The sequence below is a fragment of the Streptomyces sp. 378 genome (genome assembly GCF_030124145.1).
Lineage (GTDB): Bacteria > Actinomycetota > Actinomycetes > Streptomycetales > Streptomycetaceae > Streptomyces.
Map to the genome: position 1 here is coordinate 231,764 of NZ_JASKMS010000002.1, position 19,711 is coordinate 251,474.

The 19,711-nt window shown below is 70.6% G+C and carries 11 protein-coding genes and 1 pseudogene; 4 read left to right on the top strand and 8 right to left on the bottom strand.

What is annotated here, in order from left to right; genetic code table 11:
* Positions 1-92: 92 nt before the first annotated feature.
* The 4 genes from QNO09_RS03970 to QNO09_RS03985 form a co-directional block, all read right to left on the bottom strand.
* Entirely contained in the window at positions 93-2,711 is a 2,619-nt protein-coding gene (locus QNO09_RS03970; RefSeq protein WP_283968616.1) for a PA14 domain-containing protein, read from the bottom strand.
* Between the two features lie 101 nt (positions 2,712-2,812).
* Positions 2,813-4,033 (bottom strand): glucose-1-phosphate adenylyltransferase, encoded by a 1,221-nt coding sequence (gene glgC, locus QNO09_RS03975; protein WP_283968617.1) that lies wholly within the window; start codon positions 4,031-4,033, stop codon positions 2,813-2,815.
* Between the two features lie 51 nt (positions 4,034-4,084).
* Complete coding sequence (gene glgA, locus QNO09_RS03980; RefSeq protein ID WP_283968618.1) at positions 4,085-5,236, bottom strand: glycogen synthase; 1,152 nt, start codon at positions 5,234-5,236, stop codon at positions 4,085-4,087.
* A gap of 39 nt (positions 5,237-5,275) precedes the next feature.
* Positions 5,276-6,031 carry a (2Fe-2S)-binding protein gene (locus QNO09_RS03985; protein ID WP_283968619.1) on the bottom strand — a complete coding sequence of 252 codons (756 nt, stop codon included), beginning with the start codon at positions 6,029-6,031 and terminating at the stop codon, positions 5,276-5,278.
* A gap of 210 nt (positions 6,032-6,241) precedes the next feature.
* On the opposite strand from QNO09_RS03985, the pseudogene QNO09_RS39840 reads away from it, so the two are divergent.
* Positions 6,242-7,064 (top strand): annotated as a pseudogene (locus QNO09_RS39840) (DMT family transporter); the annotation flags it as partial.
* Between the two features lie 819 nt (positions 7,065-7,883).
* Here QNO09_RS39840 and QNO09_RS03995 read toward each other — a convergent pair.
* Positions 7,884-9,104, bottom strand: a complete 1,221-nt coding sequence (locus QNO09_RS03995) for a transglycosylase family protein (protein WP_283968621.1) — start codon at positions 9,102-9,104, stop codon at positions 7,884-7,886.
* A gap of 354 nt (positions 9,105-9,458) precedes the next feature.
* Between QNO09_RS03995 and gnd the strand changes: the two genes are divergently transcribed.
* Positions 9,459-10,898 (top strand): NADP-dependent phosphogluconate dehydrogenase, encoded by a 1,440-nt coding sequence (gnd, locus tag QNO09_RS04000; protein ID WP_283968622.1) that lies wholly within the window; start codon positions 9,459-9,461, stop codon positions 10,896-10,898.
* A gap of 487 nt (positions 10,899-11,385) precedes the next feature.
* Here the strand turns inward: gnd and QNO09_RS04005 are convergent, their stop codons facing one another.
* From QNO09_RS04005 to QNO09_RS04015, 3 genes are all read right to left on the bottom strand, one after another.
* A complete protein-coding gene (locus QNO09_RS04005; RefSeq protein WP_283968623.1) occupies positions 11,386-11,760 on the bottom strand; it encodes a GNAT family N-acetyltransferase in 375 nt (124 codons plus the stop codon).
* 25 nt (positions 11,761-11,785) lie between these two features.
* Complete coding sequence (gene panD, locus QNO09_RS04010; RefSeq protein ID WP_283968624.1) at positions 11,786-12,205, bottom strand: aspartate 1-decarboxylase; 420 nt, start codon at positions 12,203-12,205, stop codon at positions 11,786-11,788.
* 385 nt (positions 12,206-12,590) lie between these two features.
* Positions 12,591-17,147, bottom strand: coding sequence for a sacsin N-terminal ATP-binding-like domain-containing protein (locus QNO09_RS04015; RefSeq protein WP_283968625.1), 4,557 nt, complete (start codon positions 17,145-17,147; stop codon positions 12,591-12,593).
* Between the two features lie 416 nt (positions 17,148-17,563).
* On the opposite strand from QNO09_RS04015, the gene QNO09_RS04020 reads away from it, so the two are divergent.
* Positions 17,564-18,238: a vWA domain-containing protein gene (locus tag QNO09_RS04020; RefSeq protein ID WP_283968626.1), complete on the top strand. Its 675-nt coding sequence runs from the start codon at positions 17,564-17,566 to the stop codon at positions 18,236-18,238.
* A gap of 34 nt (positions 18,239-18,272) precedes the next feature.
* On the top strand, positions 18,273-19,694 hold the full coding sequence (locus QNO09_RS04025) for a protein kinase domain-containing protein (RefSeq protein WP_283968627.1): 1,422 nt from the start codon (positions 18,273-18,275) through the stop codon (positions 19,692-19,694).
* Positions 19,695-19,711 lie beyond the last annotated feature (17 nt).

Here is a 19,711-nt window from a genome sequence, read left to right on the forward strand (position 1 = left end):
GATTACGGTCAAGTACGATCGCGCTACGTACAGTTAACAGCAGATTAAGTCCCGCCCCGACGAAAGGGGCGGGACTAATGGTGCATGTGAGGTCAGTTCAGCACAGGTTGCGCCGCCGGGCACCCGGTGGGAGTCACCCGGGAGGCGTCACGGATCAGCGCCTCGTGTGCGGCCTTCAGCTGGGCCGTGTCCGGTTTCAGCACCGCCCGGTCGTACGTGAGGAAGCCGTTCAGCTCACCCTCCACGTCCGTGATCTGGGTGTACACGGCACCGTTGCCGCCCTTGCACACCAGCGCCCGGACCTCGTCCAGCTTCGTCAGGTAGTCCTCGGTGTACGTCGCCGGGTCGACGTCGACATAGGACTGCTGCACCGACCAGGCGTGGCCGGGGACCGCGAGGCCCAGGCCACCGTATTCGCCGCTGACCAGGGCGCGCTCGCCGTCGGGGTGGGGCGGCAGGGCCGGGCTCGGATAGCCGTGCTCGTCCATGAGGTCGCCGGTGCCGCCGTCGGCGCCGAGGTTCAGCCCGGACTGGCCGTTGACCAGCCGGGTCGGGTCCCAGGCCTTGGCCTGCTCGGCGACCCGGCCCACGTCGTACTGGCCCCAGCCCTCGTTGAAGGTCACCCACATGACGACCGACGGGCTGCTGATGTGCTCGTCGATCATCTCCTTCATCTCACGCTCGTAGCGGGCACGGGAGCCGGCGCTCGGGTTCACCCCGGCCGTCATCGCGGGCATGTCCTGCCACACCAGCAGCCCGAGCCTGTCGGCCCAGTAGAACCAGCGGTCCGGCTCGACCTTGATGTGCTTGCGCACCGAGTTGAAACCGAGCCGCTTGTGCGCCTTCAGGTCGTGGGCCAGGGCCTCGTCGGTGGGTGCGGTGTGCAGGCCGTCGGGCCAGAAGCCCTGGTCGAGCGTGGCCATCATGAAGACGGGTTCGCCGTTGAGGACCGTGCGCGGGACGCCGCCGATCTTCTCGACGGCGATGGAGCGCATCCCGAAGTAGCTGCCGACCCGGTCGGCGCCGGCCTTCACCTCCAGCCGGTACAGGAAGGGGTCGTCGGGCGACCAGAGGTGCGGGTCGTGGACGGCCAGGGTCAGGTCCCGGCCGGTGCGGCCGCTCGCCGCGGCCACCTTGCGCCGTCCGTCGTACGCCGTCGCCGTGATCGGCACGCCGTCCCGGATGCCCCGCGCCCGCACCGTCAGCTTCTCGCCTGCCACGTCGGGGGTGAGATCGAGCGAGTCCACGTGGTCGCGGGCCACCGGCTCCATCCAGACCGTCTGCCAGATGCCGGAGGACGGGGTGTACCAGATGCCGGAAGGGTCCAGGCGCTGCTTGCCCAGCGGCGGGTTCTCGCCGGAGGCCGCGTCGGTCGGGTCGTGGACACCGACGATCAGCTCCTGGGTGCGGCCGGGCTTCAGGGCGTCGGTGATGTCGGCGGCGAACTTGTCGTAGCCGCCCTCGTGGGTGGCGACCTTCGTGCCGTTGACGTACACCTCGGAGCGCCAGTCGACGGCGCCGAAGTTGAGCCGGAGCCGCTGCGCGGAGCCGATGCGCCAGTCGGCGGGGACCGTGAACGTGCGGCGGTACCACATGCGGTCCTCGTGCCGCTCGATGCCGGAGAGCTGGGACTCCACCGGGTAGGGGACGAGGACGCGCTCCTTCAGTGTCCTGCCGACGGGCGGCTGCTCGCCCGGCTCGGCGGCGGCGAACTGCCAGCGGCCGTTGAGGTTGCGCCATGCCTTACGGGTGAGTTGCGGGCGCGGGTACTCGGGGTGGGCGTTGCCGGGTCCGACCTCGTCGGCCCAGCGGGTGCGCAACTGGTGCGTCGAGTGGTTGGGACCGCTGGTCCAGAAGGCCTTGACAACGTTGCCTTCGGTGTCGGCGAGGCCGCCCTGGCCGTCATAGCGGAGGTCGGCGGTACCGCGGGCCGTGCCTGTCCGGTTGCCGACGACCGGTTCGTCGAGGGCGACCAGGAGGGCGGTGGGATCGGCGGGGTCGAGCCGGGCCGCACCCAGGGGCCAGGCGGCGCCGCCGATCACCGCGTCGAGGTGGTCGGTGAAGCCGGCCGGGGGTGCGGTCAGGGGCTGGGCGAAGTCGAGCTTCAGAGTGCGGCCGGTGGGCTGGACGGTGGCCGCGAGGGCTCCGTCGTAGTCGAAGCCGTCCGGGAGGCGGAACGCCGACTGCGGGACGGGTTCCTTGGCCGCGCCGGGCCGGGTCCAGCGCAGATGGAGGTTGGAGCCGCCGTAGTGCTCGAAGTACTCGACCTTGATGTCGTAGGCCCGGCCGGCGGTGAGGTCGACGGGTTCGGCGGTCTGCTCGCGGTCCCAGTCGTCGACCCAATGATCGATGGCGAGCGTGCCGTCGATCCAGAGGCGGAAGCCGTTGTCGGCGGAGACGGAGAAGGTGTGGGGTCCGGTCTCCTTCGGGACGATCTTCCCGGTCCAGCGGACGCTCACGTCGTCCGACCGGCCGGTGGTGAAGTTCAGGCGCGGTTCCAGGTTGTCGAAGTCGAGGTCCTGGTCGAAGGTCGTCGCCTTGAGGGTGTGGAAGTCGAAGGCGCCGGGGGCGGAGTGGGTGTAGTACTCGCCCTTGAGGCCGTGGATCTCGGTGGGGTCGTCCGCGTGCGCGGGGACCGCGCTCAGACCCGTGAGGGCGAGGAACGCGGCGAGCGGTAACACGAGGCGGTTTCTGAGGCGTCGGGGACGCACGGAACCTCCATGCCAACGTTGTCATGTGCAAGACAGAGGCATGACAGCATGGATCCCGCGCTTCGTCCAGTGCCAGGACAAAGTCCCCCGGCGACGTCTCGTCAGGTGACCAGCTGCCCCTTGCCCAGGGCGATGACCCCGCCCTTGGACACGGTGTACAGCTCCGTGTCCCGCTCCGGGTTGACGCCGATGGTCGCGCCCGGCGGCACCTCGACGTTCTTGTCGAGCACGGCACCGCGCACCACCGCGCCCCGCCCGATGTGCACGTTGTCGTGCAGCACCGAGCCCTGCACCACGGCGCCCGGGTCGACCACCACACCGGGCGACAACACGGACCGGCTGACCTGCCCGCGCACCAGGCAGCCCGCGCTGATGATGGACTCGCTGGCGATGCCGCCCGCGTTGAAGCGGGCCGGAGAGAGCTGGTACGAGTGCGTGTAGATCGGCCAGCTGCGGTTGTACAGGTTGAACGCGGGGCGCTCGGCGATGAGGTCCATGTGGGCGTCGTAGTAGGCGTCCAGCGTCCCGACGTCCCGCCAGTAGCCCTGGTCGCGGGTGGTCTCGCCGGGCACATGGTTGGCGCTGAAGTCGTACAGCGCGGCCTCACCCCGCTCGGTGAGCTGGGGCAGGATCGAGCCGCCCATGTCGTGCACGGAGGACTCGTCCTCCGCGTCCCGCTTGAGCGCCTCGATGAGGGCCTTGGTGGTGAAGATGTAGTTGCCCATGGAGGCGAACACGCAGTCGGGATCGTCCGCCAGACCGGGCGGGTCCGACGGCTTCTCCAGGAAGCGCTCCACCGTCTGCCCGTCCGAGCCCGGCGTGATCACCCCGAAGGACGAGGACTCGGTGCGCGGCACCCGGATCCCCGCGACCGTCACCCCGGCACCGCTCTCCATGTGCTGGGCGAGCATCTGGCGCGGGTCCATGCGGTAGACGTGGTCGGCGCCGAAGACGGCGACGTACTCGGGGCGCTCGTCGTAGATCAGGTTCAGCGACTGCAGGATCGCGTCCGCGCTGCCCAGGTACCAGCGCGGGCCGAGGCGCTGCTGGGCGGGCACGGGCGTGACGTAGTTGCCCAGCAGGTTGGACATCCGCCAGGTCATCGTGATGTGCCGGTCCAGCGAGTGCGACTTGTACTGCGTCAGCACGCAGATGCGCAGGACATCGGCGTTGACGAGGTTGGACAGGACGAAGTCGACCAGGCGGTACGTGCCACCGAACGTCACCGCCGGTTTGGCACGGTCCGCGGTCAGGGGCATCAGTCGTTTGCCCTCACCGCCCGCCAGCACGATCCCCAGGACCGAAGGACCACCACCTCGCATGGCCGCTCCCCTCACGCCGATTTCCCGATGCCTGCCCCTGAGCAGTACCCACTAAGCCTGTTTGACGATCTTCTCGTAGAGCCTGACCGTGCGGCGGGCCACCGCGTCCCAGCCGAACTCGGCGACCGCGCGCTCCCGCCCGGCCTCGCCCATCCGCCGGGCGGCCTCCGGATCACCGAGGACGGCGTCCATGGCGCGGGCGAGGCCCGCCTCGAAACCGTCGTCGGGTGCCACGAGCAGGCCGGTGGCGCCGTCGTCCACGACCTCGGGGATACCCCCGACCGCCGAGGCCACCACGGGTGTGCCGCAGGCCATCGCCTCCAGGTTCACGATGCCGAGCGGCTCGTACACCGACGGGCAGACGAACAGGGCCGCATGGGTGAGGAGCTGGATCACCTCCGGGCGCGGCAGCATCTTCGGGATCCAGAACACGCCGTCGCGGACCTCGCTCAGCTGCCCGAACAGTTCGCGGAACTCCTGGTCGATCTCCGGTGTGTCCGGTGCCCCCGCGCACAGCACGACCTGCGCGGCCGGGTCGATGTCCCGCACCGCGCGCAGCAGATGGGGCACGCCCTTCTGGCGGGTGATCCGGCCGACGAAGAGCACGTACGGGCGGGAACGGTCCAGGCCGATGCGGTCCAGGGCGTCCGTGCCGTGGTCGGGCCGGTACAGGCCGGTGTCGATGCCGTTGTGCACGATGTGGACCCGCTCCGGGTCCAGCGCCGGGTAGCACCCCAGGATGTCCTCGCGCATGGCGGCGGACACGGCGATCACCGCGTCGGCGGCCTCGACCGCGGTGCGCTCCGCCCAGCCGGACAGCTCGTAGCCGCCGCCGAGCTGCTCGGCCTTCCAGGGGCGCAGGGGTTCCAGGGAGTGCGCCGTCATCACGTGCGGGATGCCGTACAGCATCTTGGCGAGGTGGCCGCCGAGGTTGGCGTACCAGGTGTGGGAGTGGACCAGTTCGCGGCCTTCCAGGGCGGCGGCCATGGCGAGGTCGACGGAGAAGGTGCGCAGCGCGTCGTTGGCGCCGTCGAGCGCGGACCAGGGCCGGTGCCGCCGCACACCGTCGGTACGGCCCTCGCCCCAGCAGTGCACGTCCAGGTCGACGAGCGGTCTGAGCTCGCGGGCGAGGAATTCCACATGGACGCCCGCACCGCCGTACACATCCGGCGGGTACTCCCGGGTCAGCAGTCCGACGCGCACCCGCAACTCCCTGCTCTCAACGGCCGTTCCCTTTCATGGTCACCCAGAAGGGGCGCGTGGGGAAGAGCGAGGCGGCCGTGTGAAGCAACAGTCACCGCAGACGCCCCCGCCGGGCACCCGGTAGTACAGGCAGCAACTGCGGCGGCGGAAGGCGGATCCGGTGAGGGTTCCGGCGCCGGCGAGCAGGGGGTGCGCGAGGAGTTCCTCGGTCAGGGAGCGGGCGCGGACGGCGACGTCCGTGCGGTCGTGCCGCCGTGCCCAGCGGTCCAGTTCCCGGGCGGCGCCGGCCAGCGCGGAGGCGGCGTTGCCCCGCAGCAGACCGGGCGCGAGACGGTGGTGGGCGCGCAGGGCCGCCGCCAGCGGTACGAGGTGGCCGTGCAGGACGACGTCCGCGACGGTCGGCGCGTCACCGGGCAGGGGCCGTACGCCGGAGAGCCACAGGTCGTCGGGGGCACTGCCGTCGGCGTCCCAGTGCAGCAGCCGGGCGTCGAGGTCCGGGACACCGCCGTAGAGCGCGGCGCAGCCGAGCGCGACCGACCAGAGCCGCGCCGCGAGCCCCTGGTGGGTCACCGACGCGGCCACCCGCGACTCGGGAACGCGCAGAGAGGTCGCGACCTTCCGCACCCGAAAAATCAGGGGATTTGCCGATACATCCGGTGACACCGTGGCATAGGCCTGTGCGAGAGTGGGAAGAGACCCGGCCGGTGCTCCCTCCGTGCGCAGCACGAAGAAGCCGGCGAGCGGGCGGAGCGCGGCGAGGTCGGGGTCGAGGTCCACGAAGAGCAGTAGTACCAAGGCCCCTAAGGGACGCGCCCCGGTGGCCCCCGACCGGGGGCGCCCACCCTGGGGATGACGGGGCTCCCTTCGTACTCCATCGGCAGTAGGACCCAATGAGTGCTCAGGGACGACGACGGGAAGACCTGGACACGGCAGGGTGTTGGTCATGAAAGCCCACCTTTCGCCCCGCCGGGCCGAGCGCCCTCGCCTGACGCAGAGGAGCAGCCGATGAGCGCCCTCGCGTTGTCCGTTCTGCTCTCCCTCGTCTCCGCGTTCGCCTACGCGGGCGGGGCGATCGTGCAGGAGCGGGTGGCGGAGTCCTCGCCGGGCGAGCAGTACGCGCCGCTGCGCCGGCCGGGCTGGTGGGCGGCGGTCGCGCTGAACGGCCTCGGTGGGCTGCTGCACGTGGTGGCGCTGGCCTACGGTCCGCTGAGCCTGGTGCAGCCGCTGGGCGCACTGACCATCGTGGTGGCCCTGCCCATGGCGGCGCTGTTCGTCGGCCGCAAGGCCGGTGCCGCGGCATGGCGGGGCGCGATCATGGCGACGGTGGGGCTCGCCGGTCTGCTGTCGCTGGTCGCCGCGTCGGACGCGCAGTCGCTGAGCGGGGCCCAGCGGGTGGCCGTCGCCCTCGCCACCGCGGGCGCGGTCGTGGCGCTGATGATCGCCGCGCGTGCGGCGCACCGGCACCCGGCGGTGCGCAGCATGCTGCTGGCGACCGCCTCCGGCATCGCGTTCGGCATGTCCTCGGTGTTCACCAAGACCGTCGCGGTCGACTGGGCCGGCGGTGTGTCGGCGGCGGACGCTCCGTCCCTCGCCGTGATCGGTGTCCTGGCCACGGCCGGCATGCTGCTCTCGCAGGCCTCCTACCGGGGCGCCGGCCTCGCGGCCCCGCTGGCCACGCTGACGGTCGTGAACCCGGTGGTGGCGGCCGCGGTCGGCATCACGATGTTCGGAGAAACCTTCCGCTACGGCTCGACGGGCACGGCGCTCGCGTTGAGTTGCGGTGTGGTGGCGGCGGGCGGCCTGATCCTGCTGACGACGGAGCGGCTCACGCACGGGCAGCCGACCGCGGATGCCCTGCCGACGGCGGGGCGTGCGTCAGAGGCCGTGGGCGGTACCGAAGAGGTGCCCGCACCGGTGGGTGGGCCGCCCGAGAGCCTGGGCGACCGTCCCGAGCCGGTGACCGGCGGAGCGGAGGCCATGCCCACCGGCCGACGGCCGCTCGGGAAGCACCTGCTCGCGGACCCCGTCGCGCCGGCCGAAGCCGTACGCGGTGTCCGGGGACACCGCGAACACCACCGCCTCGCGGCGGGGGCGGAGAGGGAGCCGGCCACGGCCGTGCTCGTACCAGGGCCGGGGACACCTGCGGTGGTCGTACCGGGGCTGGAGACACCTGCGGTGCTCGTACCGAGGCCGGGGACACCTCCGGTGCTCGTACCAGGGCTGGACGCGACCGGGCTCAAGGCCGGGCCGGCGGCGGCTGCGGAGGCGCCGGTCCCGACGACGGCGACGGCGACGGCGTCCGTGCCTGTCCCGGACACAGCGGCGGCAGTGCCCGAGGCGGAGGCACCGGCGGAGGTGCTGGCGCCGGTACCGGAGACGGCCGCAGCGCTGCTCGTGCCCGAGGCGGAGGCACCGGCGGAGGTGCTGGTGCCGGTACCGGAGACGGCCGCAGCGCTGCTCGTGCCCGGGCCAGGCACGAGGCCCGGGTCGGGGACAGCGGTGGTGGCGGCGTCCGTGGGGGGCGGCCCGTACGAGAGCGGGGAGCCGTCGGTGTCGGTCTTCGACGACGAGCGCCCGCTCTCCTACGTGCCCTTCTACGGCATCCCGTACGTACCGCTGCCCATGGTCAACCGGCACCGCGTACGTGTCAGATCCTGACGCCGCCCGCCCGGAGGTACGCCACCGGGTCGACGTCCGAGCCGAACCCGGGCCCCGTCCGCACCTCGAAGTGCAGATGCGGGCCCGAGCTGTTGCCGGTGGAGCCGGAGCGGCCGATGCGCTGGCCGGCACTCACCGACTGCCCGTCCCGTACGGAGATCGCGGACAGGTGGGCGTACTGGCTGTAGCGGCCGTCGCCGTGCCGGATGACGACCTGGTAGCCGTAGGAGCCGCCCCACCCCGCGCTGACGACGCTGCCCGCCGCGACCGACTTGACGGTCGTGCCCGTGGGAACAGGGAAGTCGACGCCGGTGTGATAGCCCTTCGACCACGCCGAACCCGCCTTGCGGTAGGGCGTCCCGAGGGAGGCGCTGACGGGGGCGACGAGCCCCTGCCGGGTGGCCGTGGACCGGTCGGCGCGCTCCCTGTTCTCGTCCTTCGACCGCTCCTTCGACTGCTCCTTGGGCCGTTCCTTGGCACGGTCCTGGGCCGGCTTCTTCGTCGAGGGCTTGGCCGACGGCGCCGGCCGGTGCGCCGGACGCGTCTTCGTGGCGCCCTCGCCGCGCAGCGCCAGGCGCTGCCCGGGCACGATCAGGTCGGGGTCCGCGCCGATGGCCGACCGGTTGGCCGCGTACAGGCCCTGCCAGCCGCCCCGTACGTCCTGGTCGTCCGCGATGCCGGAGAGCGTGTCGCCGCGCAGCACGGTGTACATCTCGGCGTTGCCCGCCCGGGACTGCGGTGTGGACTGCGGCCGTACGTCCTCGAACGAGGTCTTCTTGGTCTCCTTCTGCTTCGTGCGCTCGGTGGCCGGCCGGATGTCGGGCTCGCCGCCGCCCCGGGTCAGTCCGGCCCGTACCGAGCAGACCGGCCAGGCGCCCGGGCCCTGCCCGTCGAGCACCTTCTCCGCGACGGCGATCTGCTGGTCCTTGCTCGCCAGGTCCGCGCGGGCCGCGTAGGCCCGGCCGCCGTAGGCCTCCCAGGTGGATTGGGTGAACTGCAGCCCGCCGTAGAAGCCGTTGCCGGTGTTGATGTTCCAGTTGCTGGTGGACTCGCAGGCGGCGACCTTGTTCCAGGTCTCCATGTCCGCCGCCTGGGCGGCGCCGGTGCCCATGAACGGCAGCGCCATGCCCGCGCCGCCCGCCGTGACGGTGAGTGAGGCGCGGTTGATCCTGTTCGGCTGATACCGGCGGTGCCGGCCCCGTGCGGCCATGGAAAGCCCCCCTGGACATGCGTCTGGAGGGGCAAAAGTAAGCGCTGCGAACCGGCCAGAACAAGACGGCTATCAGCCGCCCGGGAGTCCAAATGGCCGGTATGAGGCCCCTGTTGCGCGACGTGCGCCTCGGCGGTGCACCGTGTACGGCGCGCGGTGCGCGGGTGCGCCGTGCGCGGGGACGCGTACATCGACTGAGTGCGACGGGGCTCGGTTCCGTATCAGCCTGCGCCACGCCGTGCGACCCGCGCGTGCGGACGACGTAGCGGCACGCAAGGATGGTCGACCGGGGGGGATGCCCATGGGCACCGCCCACCGGCAGCACCGATACCGAGGTCTTTAGGAGCGAACCGAATGAGCAGTACAGCGCAGATCGGCGTCACGGGTCTCGCGGTCATGGGCCGCAACCTCGCCCGCAACTTCGCCCGCAACGGCTACACGGTGGCGGTGCACAACCGGACGCCCTCGCGTATGCACGCCCTGGTGGAGGAGTTCGGCGGTGAGGGGGAGTTCATCGCGTGTGAGAGCGCGAAGGACTTCGTGGCGGCGCTGGAACGGCCCCGCCGGCTGGTCGTGATGGTGAAGGCCGGTGAGCCGACGGACGCGGTGATCCAGGAGTTCGCGCCGCTGCTGGAGCCCGGCGACATGATCATCGACGGTGGCAACGCGCACTTCGCGGACACCCGGCGCCGGGAGCGCGACCTGCGCGAGCAGGGCATCCACTTCGTCGGCATGGGTGTCTCCGGCGGTGAGGAGGGCGCGCTGAACGGGCCGAGCATCATGCCGGGCGGCCCGAAGGAGTCCTACGACTCGCTGGGCCCGATGCTGGAGAAGATCTCGGCGAAGGCGGCCGACGGCTCACCGTGCGTCTCCCATGTCGGTCCCGACGGTGCCGGGCACTTCGTGAAGATGGTGCACAACGGCATCGAGTACGCGGACATGCAGCTGATCGGCGAGGCGTACCAGCTGCTGCGGGACGTCGCCAGGTACTCCCCCGCCGAGATCGCGGGGATCTTCCGGACCTGGAACCAGGGCCGTCTCGACTCGTACCTGATCGAGATCACGGCCGAGGTGCTGTCGCACGTGGACGCGGAGACGGGCAAGCCGTTCGTGGACGTGGTGGTCGACCAGGCCGAGCAGAAGGGCACCGGCCGCTGGACCGTGCAGATCGCGCTGGACCTGGGCGTTCCGGTGTCCGGCATCGCCGAGGCGGTCTTCGCGCGCTCGCTGTCGGGCCACGCGGAGCTGCGGGAGGCCTCGCGAGGGCTGGCCGGCCCGAAGGCGCAGCCGCTGAGCGAGGCGGAGGCCCGGGCGTTCGCCGACCGGGTGGAGCAGGCGCTGTACGCGTCGAAGATCGTGTCGTACACGCAGGGCTTCCACGAGATCGACGCGGCCCGTGGTGAGTACGGCTGGGACATCGACCTCGGCGCGGTGTCCGCGCTGTGGCGGGGCGGCTGCATCATCCGTGCGGCGTTCCTGGACCGGATCCGCGCCGCGTACGACGCCCGGCCCGACCTGCCGAGCCTGCTGTCGGACGCGACGTTCGCGCGGGAGATCGCGGACGCCCAGGACGACTGGCGCGAGGTGCTGGTCGCCGCGACCCGCCAGGGTGTGCCGACGCCCGGCTTCGCCGCGGCGCTCGCCTACTACGACGCCCTGCGCGCCGAACGGCTTCCGGCCGCGTTGACGCAGGGGCAGCGGGACTACTTCGGTGCGCACACGTACCGCAGGGTGGACCGTGACGGTTCGTTCCACACGCTGTGGGGCGGGGACCGGTCGGAGACCTCCGCGTAGGTGCTACCCGCTGAGGCGGTGCGCGGGGCGGGGGACGGCAGGATGTGCCGTCCCCCGCCCCGTTCGCGTGCCGGGGGTCAGGACAGTGGAGGCCCGGGCTCGGGGTTCGGCACGGGTTCCGGCCCCGGGGGAATCGGGGACGGGTCGGGGCCCGGCACGGGGTCGGGGCCCGGGGGTGCCGGCGGGGTCGGGCCCGGCGGCGGGGTGGGCGCGGGCGGTGGCGGAGTCGGCTCCGGGCCCGGCGGGGGCTGCGGGTTCGGGACCGGGTCGGGGAGCGGCTCCGGGCGCTGGGGATCCGGGCCCGGCGTCGGGGCCGGCGGCACGGGGTCGGGAATCGGGTTCGTCATCAGGTCCTCCAGCCAGTGGGACGACTCCGGCTCTGGACTACTCCCCCGCCTACCCGGCCCGCCCCTGCGCAGTCACTCCCCCGCAGGACGGGGACGGGACCAGGTGGGGGTAACGCGGGCCGGGCTGACGGGAACGGCCGTCAGAAACGGCCGGGGTGGGCCCTCAGCCAGTCCTTCGCCACCGCGAGGAGGGCCTGATCGGCCGGCTTCGCCTCGTCCGGATGGCGTTCGGCCCACTTGGTGACGTAGGGGCACAGGGATGCGACCGTACGGTCCTCGCGGCGGGCCAGCGTGTAGAGCTCACGGGCGAGTGAACCCGCGATGCCCTGGCCCTCGTGGGCCGGCTCGACGATCGTGTGGACGGGCACCAGCGCGCGCTCGGGGCTGTCGAGCACGAAGTACTCGATGCGGCCGACGACTTCGCCGCCGGACACGGCCTCCAGCCGGCCCGCCGCCCGGTCGTCACGGATCTCCGGGTCGCTGGTCCCGGGGTCGCCGGTCTCCGGGTCGCTCATGAACACGCTCCTCGTCCTGCTTCGGTCAGGCCCCGGCGGCCTGCGGACTGCGCTGCTGGTCGGAGCCGGGCACCGGCTCCGACGGGTCGGCGCCCAGAGCCACGATCCGGTTGTCGCGGTCCACGTGCACGACCCGGGGAGTGAGTGCCCGTGCCTCGGCGTCCGTCACCTGCGCGTAGCTGATGATGATCACCAGATCGCCGGGGTGGACGAGATGGGCCGCTGCCCCGTTGATCCCGATCACGCCGGATCCGCGCTCGCCCTCGATGACGTACGTCTCCAGCCGGGCGCCGTTGGTGATGTCCACGATGTGCACGAGCTCGCCGGGCAGCAGATCGGCGGCGTCGAGCAGGTCGGCGTCGATGGTCACCGATCCCACGTAGTGCAGGTCGGCCTGGGTGACGGTGGCTCGGTGGATCTTGGACTTGATCAAAGTTCGCAGCACTTTGGACTCCTAGAAGACGGCTCCCCGCCAGCTTTCTGCAGGTCAGGGGCGTCCCTCACTGTACATCGGCATGCCTTCGACTCGAAGACCTCCAGGAAAATCGTGCGTTGCTGTGACCAGGCTTCCCGCCTGCGCATTTCTGCGCCAGCCAGGCTGCCGCGAAGCCACCGACCAGGCGCACGCGCGAGGAACCGTACGGGACTGATGCTGAGTGGATGCTGACTTACCTGACGTCTCATCAGGCATGTTGAGAGTCGGCGGCATTTGGCCTGCTAAGCGGTAACTGAGCACCGACGCCCTCGGCCTGGTCCCGACTTGCGCCAGGTCCTCCCGCTCGGCTGCCTCGAGTTCGTAACGGGCGAGGGCTGTGCCCCCGGGAGGAAAGTCAAGAAGGCTCCGGCTCCTCCCTTGCGCCGAATTCGACGATGAGACTTCCGGACTGTTTGATCCCGGTGAGCATGACGTTTCCGTTCGGGCGGATGCGCAGTTGGTGCAGCGGATCGGGAACGAGACGCAGGACAGGATTGGAGTCTACCGCGAGTCCTGATACCACTACGAGGAAGAACTCGGCTCCCGAGACCGCTCGTTCGCATTCCTTAGCGGTGAGGGTCACCGTGTCCTGCTCGGGTCCATAGGTCGTCTTCAGCTCATAGAACCGATCGAGCGCGTCCACGGCATCGGCGCCCACGCCGTGCTGGTGCCGTAGATCACGCAGCCACTCCGGTTCCTGCTCCGTGCCCAGAACCTTGCGCAGGAGGTCCAGAGCCACTTTCTCCTGGCGGTCGATGTTGGGGGCAGGGGGAACCAGACGTGGTGCGGGCACGGTCGGTGCGTAGGCAGGCGGGGTGAGGCGGGCTCTGACGGATGCACCTCCGCCAGCCGCGGGCACACCACCAGCGGACGGCAACGCCTGGGTGGTCCGGCGAATGCCGGTGATGCGGAGGGCTGCCGGATCGACGAATTCTCGCGGTGCCGAGACCGGGACGGCCGGGGCCAGGCGGCCAGAGACCGAGGGCAGGGGTGTCGACGCGGGCGGCCGACCACCTGCCTTGTTCTGAGCCGTCTTGACTTCTGTCTCCAGCGCAGCAAGGCGTTGGGCACGCTTGGCATCAGTCGCCGCCTGGTCCTGCGCGACCCGCTCCTCGGCCAGCTCGAGCCGCACCGCCTCTCTTCCGCGCTCCGCCTCGTCGTAGGCGGCCGCCCAGGAGTGGGCGACCTGCCGCCGGTCCTCAGTGAAGCGAGTGGCGATGGCCCGGCCTGCCTCAGACGGTCGCCTCAACAACTCCCGGTCCACCGTCCATAGTGTGCGAGAGTCCCGGTCGAGGGCGGTACGCACCGGCCCCCGCACCGGTTCCCCACCGGGGAGGGTGACCAGACACTCCAGCGACGAGGTGATCCGCACCTCGACCTCGGCCAAGTCCTCCCACGGGCAGTCGAGGGATCCCGCGACGGCGACGGCGTTGCGCTGCAGGTCCTCGCGGAGCAGATCCAGCGCGTGACGCACGAGGTCGGTTGCTTCCTTGTCGACGGGCGCGTCCTCCGCGGGGCGGAAAGTAATGTCCGCCGCTCCCAGCTCGGTCACCCGCAGGCATCTGAGGAGCGCCGTAAACTGTTCGAGTTCCCCGCCCGGCAGCCACACCGAGATCCGCGAGCCCAGCGCCTCGGTCAACGTTGCGTCGGCCGCGTAGACCGGGCGCTTACTGGTCCATCCCCGGCTCGTGCGCAACGGCAGTCTCCCCACGAGAGAGGCGGTCATTCTCTCTGGGTGTTCGCGGGCCGTTCGGGCAAGCATCTGCAGGGTCTGGAGCATCACGGTCTCGGCTTCGGCGTCGACCGGCGCCCGCGCGCCTCGCTCCTCCCTCGCCTCGCGGGCCACCTCCCTGACGACCCGTACTGCGTCCTCCACACCGGCCTGCGGAACCGCGAGGGTCTCCCAGAGGGCGTCACTGCCCTTGAACGACGGCGCGAAGGCGGCCCACCGGCCGAAGACCGGGAGGCCGCGGAAGCAGTCGCTCGGCCGGCGCCAGCCCAGTGACGTGAGAATCAGTCCGCGGCCCTGCCCGAAGGCACGCACGACAGTGGCGGTCACCTGTGCGGCGTCCTTGCCCCGGTGTGCGGTCAGTCGCTCGGCGAGCGCCCGGTAGAGGAGCTGCGCCGCCGGATGGTCGGGGGCTTCGGTTTCCCGGGCGCGCAGTCGGCGCAGCGCCTCCAGGAGGTCGGCGACACCCGGCTCGCCGGTGACGCCAAGAGCGACCAGCACCTCTCCTCGTCTGCCGACCGCCTGCTGGAGGTCGGGGTGCAGGAATCCGGCACTGTCCGCACCGTAGACGGCGACGGTACTGGTCGTGCGCTCGCACAGGCCGCGGGGAGCCGCCGGTGCGCCGTCCTGGTTGTCCAGCCACGCCGTGGTCTTCAACTGCCACAGCCAGAAGCCGTCCGTCTCCCCGCAGGGGTTCCATGTGTGGTAGTCCCGGACAGCGCGGACCTTGTGGTGCTCGGACAAGGCGCCCCAGTTGCGTCCCAGCACCCGCAGCAGCGCGGCGGCCCGTCGGCGTCGTACTGGCCCGTCTTTCTCGGCGGCGATGTCATGGACGACGGCCATCAGGTCAGGGCTGTCGCAGTCCTCCAGGGTGTAGGTGGCCGATTTGTTCCGTAGGTCCTGCGACCTCTCCGCAGGGCCGCCCAGGACCTGGGCCGGCAGACCCTCGCTCGGGGACGAAGCGGTGAACCGGTGCTCGATCCCGGGGTGCGGCCGCAGCCGCGGTCCCTTTTCGGCACCGAGCAGGTGGAAGAACGCTCGGGCGCCCAGGCCCGTCCCCGCCCCGGGCAGGACCTGGGCATAGCGGGGCCGCAGCCACGTCAGGCCGGTGGCGGTACCTGCGGCCGTCTCGAAGCTGTCCTCCCGGTCCACACTGTCCAACCCGGCCGGCAGGTAGGCATCCGCTGGTCTGACCTGTACGTCCTCCCTACGACCGCCGGGCCCGAACCGGCGGCCGTGCAGCAGGACGGCGCGGCCCACGTCCTTGCCCAGCCGCTGGCGCTCCTTCGCGGGGACGCGCAGAAACCCCTCGCGCAGCGCTACCAGTTGGTCGTCGTCCAGGACCAGAGGCGCGATGTCCTTTCGGGCGCCACGGGCGGCGAGCTGGCGGATGGCGGGCACCGGATCCGCGCCCGTGACGAAGACCTGCTGTTCGCTCAGCCATGCACGGACTCGGGCCGCTTCCCCGGTCTCGGCGACGAAGGTCGGGTGCAGCACGTGGCTGAGCCCGAGCACCTTCGCAAGCCCCTGCGCCTTGTCAGTGAAGAACTCCGCGGCTCCGAACCAGGGCACCTGGTGCCGTGCTCCGGAGAGGTCCACCAGCCACTTGTGCCATCGAAGCTTCTGGGTCTCGCCCTCGGCGATAGCTACGGAAGCGAGTGCGACCGTCGCCTCCGGGCTTCGGGACGCATCTCCGAGGAGCGCGTCCACAGCCATCGGGACGGTGACGGTCCCGGGCGCGACACCGTCGTGTTCGGCCCAGTCCTCGAGCACCTCCTGCCATCGCCCCTCCATATCCCGCGCCGCCGGAGGCAATACGGCCGTGCGGCCGGCCACCTGCGCGATCTCTGCCTCCGAGAGCGCTGGCAGAAGCACCTCGTCACCAACGGCGAGGTCGGCGATTTCGAGGTCACCATGGAGCGGCGTCCGCAGGCGCAGTTCGTACGACACCCTCGCGCGCGCAAGGGTCAGGAACCGCTGCTCCAGGTCGCGTACAGGTCCCTTGGGCGACCGGACGTTGTGCGGCAAGGGCAGGCACCGCCAGGCCGCGGTCGGGTCCAGCCGAAGCTGTCGCACCATGACGGCGGCCCAGAGGTCGGCCAACAAGGGAAGCAGCGCCTGGTTCCACGGGGTGTCGTTGAGATGCTGACGGCTCGGGTTCGGATCGAACTGGGCGCCGACCCGGAGCGGAAGTCCCAGCTCGGTCACGGGCAGTCCGACATGCACCTGCCCGGCAGCCTCGTCGCCCGCGCCCTCGTGCAGCGGGATCGCGACGGCAAGGCCGGTCGATTCACCCGCGGCCTTCCGAATCCGCGGCACGTCCGGCGGGCTCGGCACGGTGGCACGGCTAACCTGCCAGGTCATGCCGCCAGATGACCGGGCCGTGCGCACGTCGATCACGGTGTCCCGGCCGCCGATGACGGCCTCGTAGGTGTCGGGTTCGCCCCACTCCAAGGCGAGGCGGCTGTGTACGTCGCCGCCCTCCCGTTGATGCTCGACCGTGCGCACGTGGTCGAGGAAGAGCAACGCCTCGTCACCCCATGCGGCAAGCCAGTCGTCGACATCCTGCCCCCGCACATCGGCGGGGGTGGCGAGCGGGATGCGCAGGACCGTCCAACCGTCGTCGGCGAACCAGGAGGGGACCGGGAAGGGGTCGGCGAGGGACACGTCGGGGTCCCCGATCCGGACGCGGTAGAAGCCGCAGAAGATCTCCAGGACCGGGGACAGCCGCCGGAGGGTCATGAGCCCGATGCCGAACCGACCGGTGGCGTCGGGGTCGTCGTCCTTGCTCGTCAGCGACGGCATGGCTAGCGCCATCACATCGGTCAGCCGTACCGGACGCCCGTCGTGCGCTACCAGCAGCTCCGTGTCACGTACGAAAATCCTGACCTGGTTCGCCCCGAGGTCGTCGGCGTTCTGCACGATCTCGGACAGCCCCTGCAGTGGGTCGGTCGAAAGGTCCCCGCCGTTGTCTCGCTGCCGACGCAGCCCATACCGCATCTGTCCGGGCAGCTCCACGAACAGACGCCCGAGCCGCTCTACGGCCGCACATGTCGCTTCGGGCCCGACCGGTTCCACCACCTCCGCCCCGCCCGCCAGCCCCTCCCGGTTCATGAGTTCCTCGGCCGCCCAAATCGCCTGCTCCACCTCGGCCGCCGTCGACCCGCCCCGCTCAGCGGTCACCCCCGCCCCCTTGCTGTGGGATCCACGGTTACCGATCGTAGATCGTCGAGGAGGAGGAAGGGGCGGAAACGGTGGTCGGCGTGACCCCGTCGATTCCCGCGTCCGACCGCTTCGTTGTGTCTGCCATACCAGTCCGTTCGCACAGGTACGAGGATCATGGTTCCGCCTCAAGCTGCCCCGGGCTCGTCATACTGAAGGCAGCAGCGCAGCGTGCCGCCTACTGGGACGGCCGCTATCCCTTGGCCGTGGACTTTCGACACTCCTCCGCCACGACGACCACATCCCCTGCTGTCACGGACTGCACGCAAGGTGCAACACGTAGTACCTTTGTCTGCCTCAGCGTCAGGAATGACCTTGCCGCAACTAGGCGTATCGGCTTGCAGCCCCTAGTGCGGTGAGAGCGATGGGGGGACATCGTGGGTGCCGCGCCGCGTTTCATGGCCGCGAAGGCACGTCCGTTACCAGTACTCGTACTGGCGGACGTGAGTGGGAGCATGGGGGAACCCCAAGAGAAGATCGATGTGCTCAACGAGTGCATCCGTCGCATGCTCGACGATTTCGCCACGGCCGACATCGGGCGAGGCACCATCCACGTCGGAGTGATCGCCTTCAGCCGCGATCGGGCTGAACTGCATCAGAACATGGTGCCCGCGGCCGATGCGTCCTGGACCGACATGGAGGCCCGAGGTGGCACCCCGCTCGGTGCCGCCCTCGAGCTCGCCGACGCGGTACTGCGTGACGAAGCAGCCGTCCCCACCAGGTCCTTCTCTCCCACGCTCGTTCTCGTGTCCGACGGCATGCCCACCGACGAGTGGGAAGAGGCCCTTGACCGGTTGCTCGAATCCCCCAAGGGTTCCAGAGCCAACCGGCTGGCGGTCGCCATCGGTCCCGACATGACCGAGCAGGCAAAAGCCGTACTGCGCCGTTTCGTCAGCGACGAGGCCAACGGCGTTTTCGAGGCACAGGACGTCGGACGCATCCAGCAGTACTTCCGCTGGGTCACGGTCACCGTCACCCAGCAGGCTCGAAGTACTCGTCCGGACCGGGCGCCGGTACTGAGCCCCGACGACTTGTCCGACTTCGGCGCCTGAACCGGCGGGACGCGGCGAGAGGAAAGGCACCCCCGTGGCATCGCTCTGGGATCTCGGCGGCCTGCTGCGGCCCGTCGAGGACGAGTACCACCAACTGTGGTCACTGTCCCACTCGATCGGAGCCGGCGGCCAGGGCGAGGTATGGCTGGCCCGAGGCGGACGAACCGCCGTCAAAATGATCACTGCTCCGACTCAGGAAGCAGCAGAGGCTGTACACGTTCGGCTGCGCCGCATCCAGCGCCTTCCGTTGGACGGTGTCCCGCTGGCTGGCGTGCTCGCCCTGCTCGCCCCGCCGAAGCTCGGTTATGTCATGGAACTGGCCGACGAGATGGTTTCGTTGGACACCTTGTGCGTCCCTGACGAGGAGGACCTGGCAGCCTGGTATGTGCGCACCGGGGGTCTGGAACGCCGACTGCGGCTGCTGGCCAAACTTGCGGACGCCGTCGCCCGGCTCCACGCCCGTGCCATCGTGTACCAGGACCTGTCCCCCTCCAACGTGCTGATTTCCGCCGCTGTCGAGCAACAGGAAGTCCGTCTCATCGACGTGGACAACCTCGGTCTGGCCTCGACCGTCGGATCCGCGCCGGTACACACCCCCGGATACGGGGCGCCTGAAATCGTGTCGGGTCGCAGCGGAGCCACCACACTGGCCGACGCACACGCACTCGGCGTGCTGATCTTCGAGACCCTCACGGCAAGTCACCCGTTCCGGGGCGACGAGGTGCTGGACTCCGACCCCGCCTACCAAGAGGAGTACGCAGACCGGTTCCGCCTGCCATGGATCGACCACCCCACCGACCGCACCAATGAGTGCACTCTGGGCATCACACCACGGCAGGAACTCCTGTCCGGTCAACTGTGGGACCTGGCCTCACAGTGCTTCGTGGACGCCGTGGCCAATCCCATCCTCCGGCCGTCGGCTGCCCGGTGGGCCGCGGCACTGCACTCCGCTGCGGGACAGACTGTCGAGTGCCCGGAGTGCGGATGGACCTACCGTGCCTCCGCACCCTCCTGCCTCGCCTGCCGGAGGCCCCGCGACCGTGTCTGGGTGCTGCGCCACGGACTGACCGGTCCGGTGGGTACCGAGCCGCAGGACCGATCGGGGAGCACTGACGACACCCCTGGTGTCCAGCTCTCGGAGGTTCCTCTGCCCGACTTCACCGCACTGCGTCCCGGCGGCGAGACGACTCTGACCGCCCGGCACACCTCACCCGCCCCGGATCGACCTGACGCGGTAGTCGCGCGGCTGCGGCTTCACAGCCAGGACGCCACCGTGCTGAACCTCTCCCGCGACAACCTCTGGCTGGACCGTCAAGACGGACGGCCATGGCGGGAGATCGGTCAGGGAAGCCAGGCAACCGTGCCTGTCGACGGCCGTGGCTGGACGATTCACTTCGGGAGACAGGGTGCGATCCACCGCTGGGTACGTCTGATGGCTGTGGAGGCGAGCAGGTGAGCGTTCGCCCCAGGGGG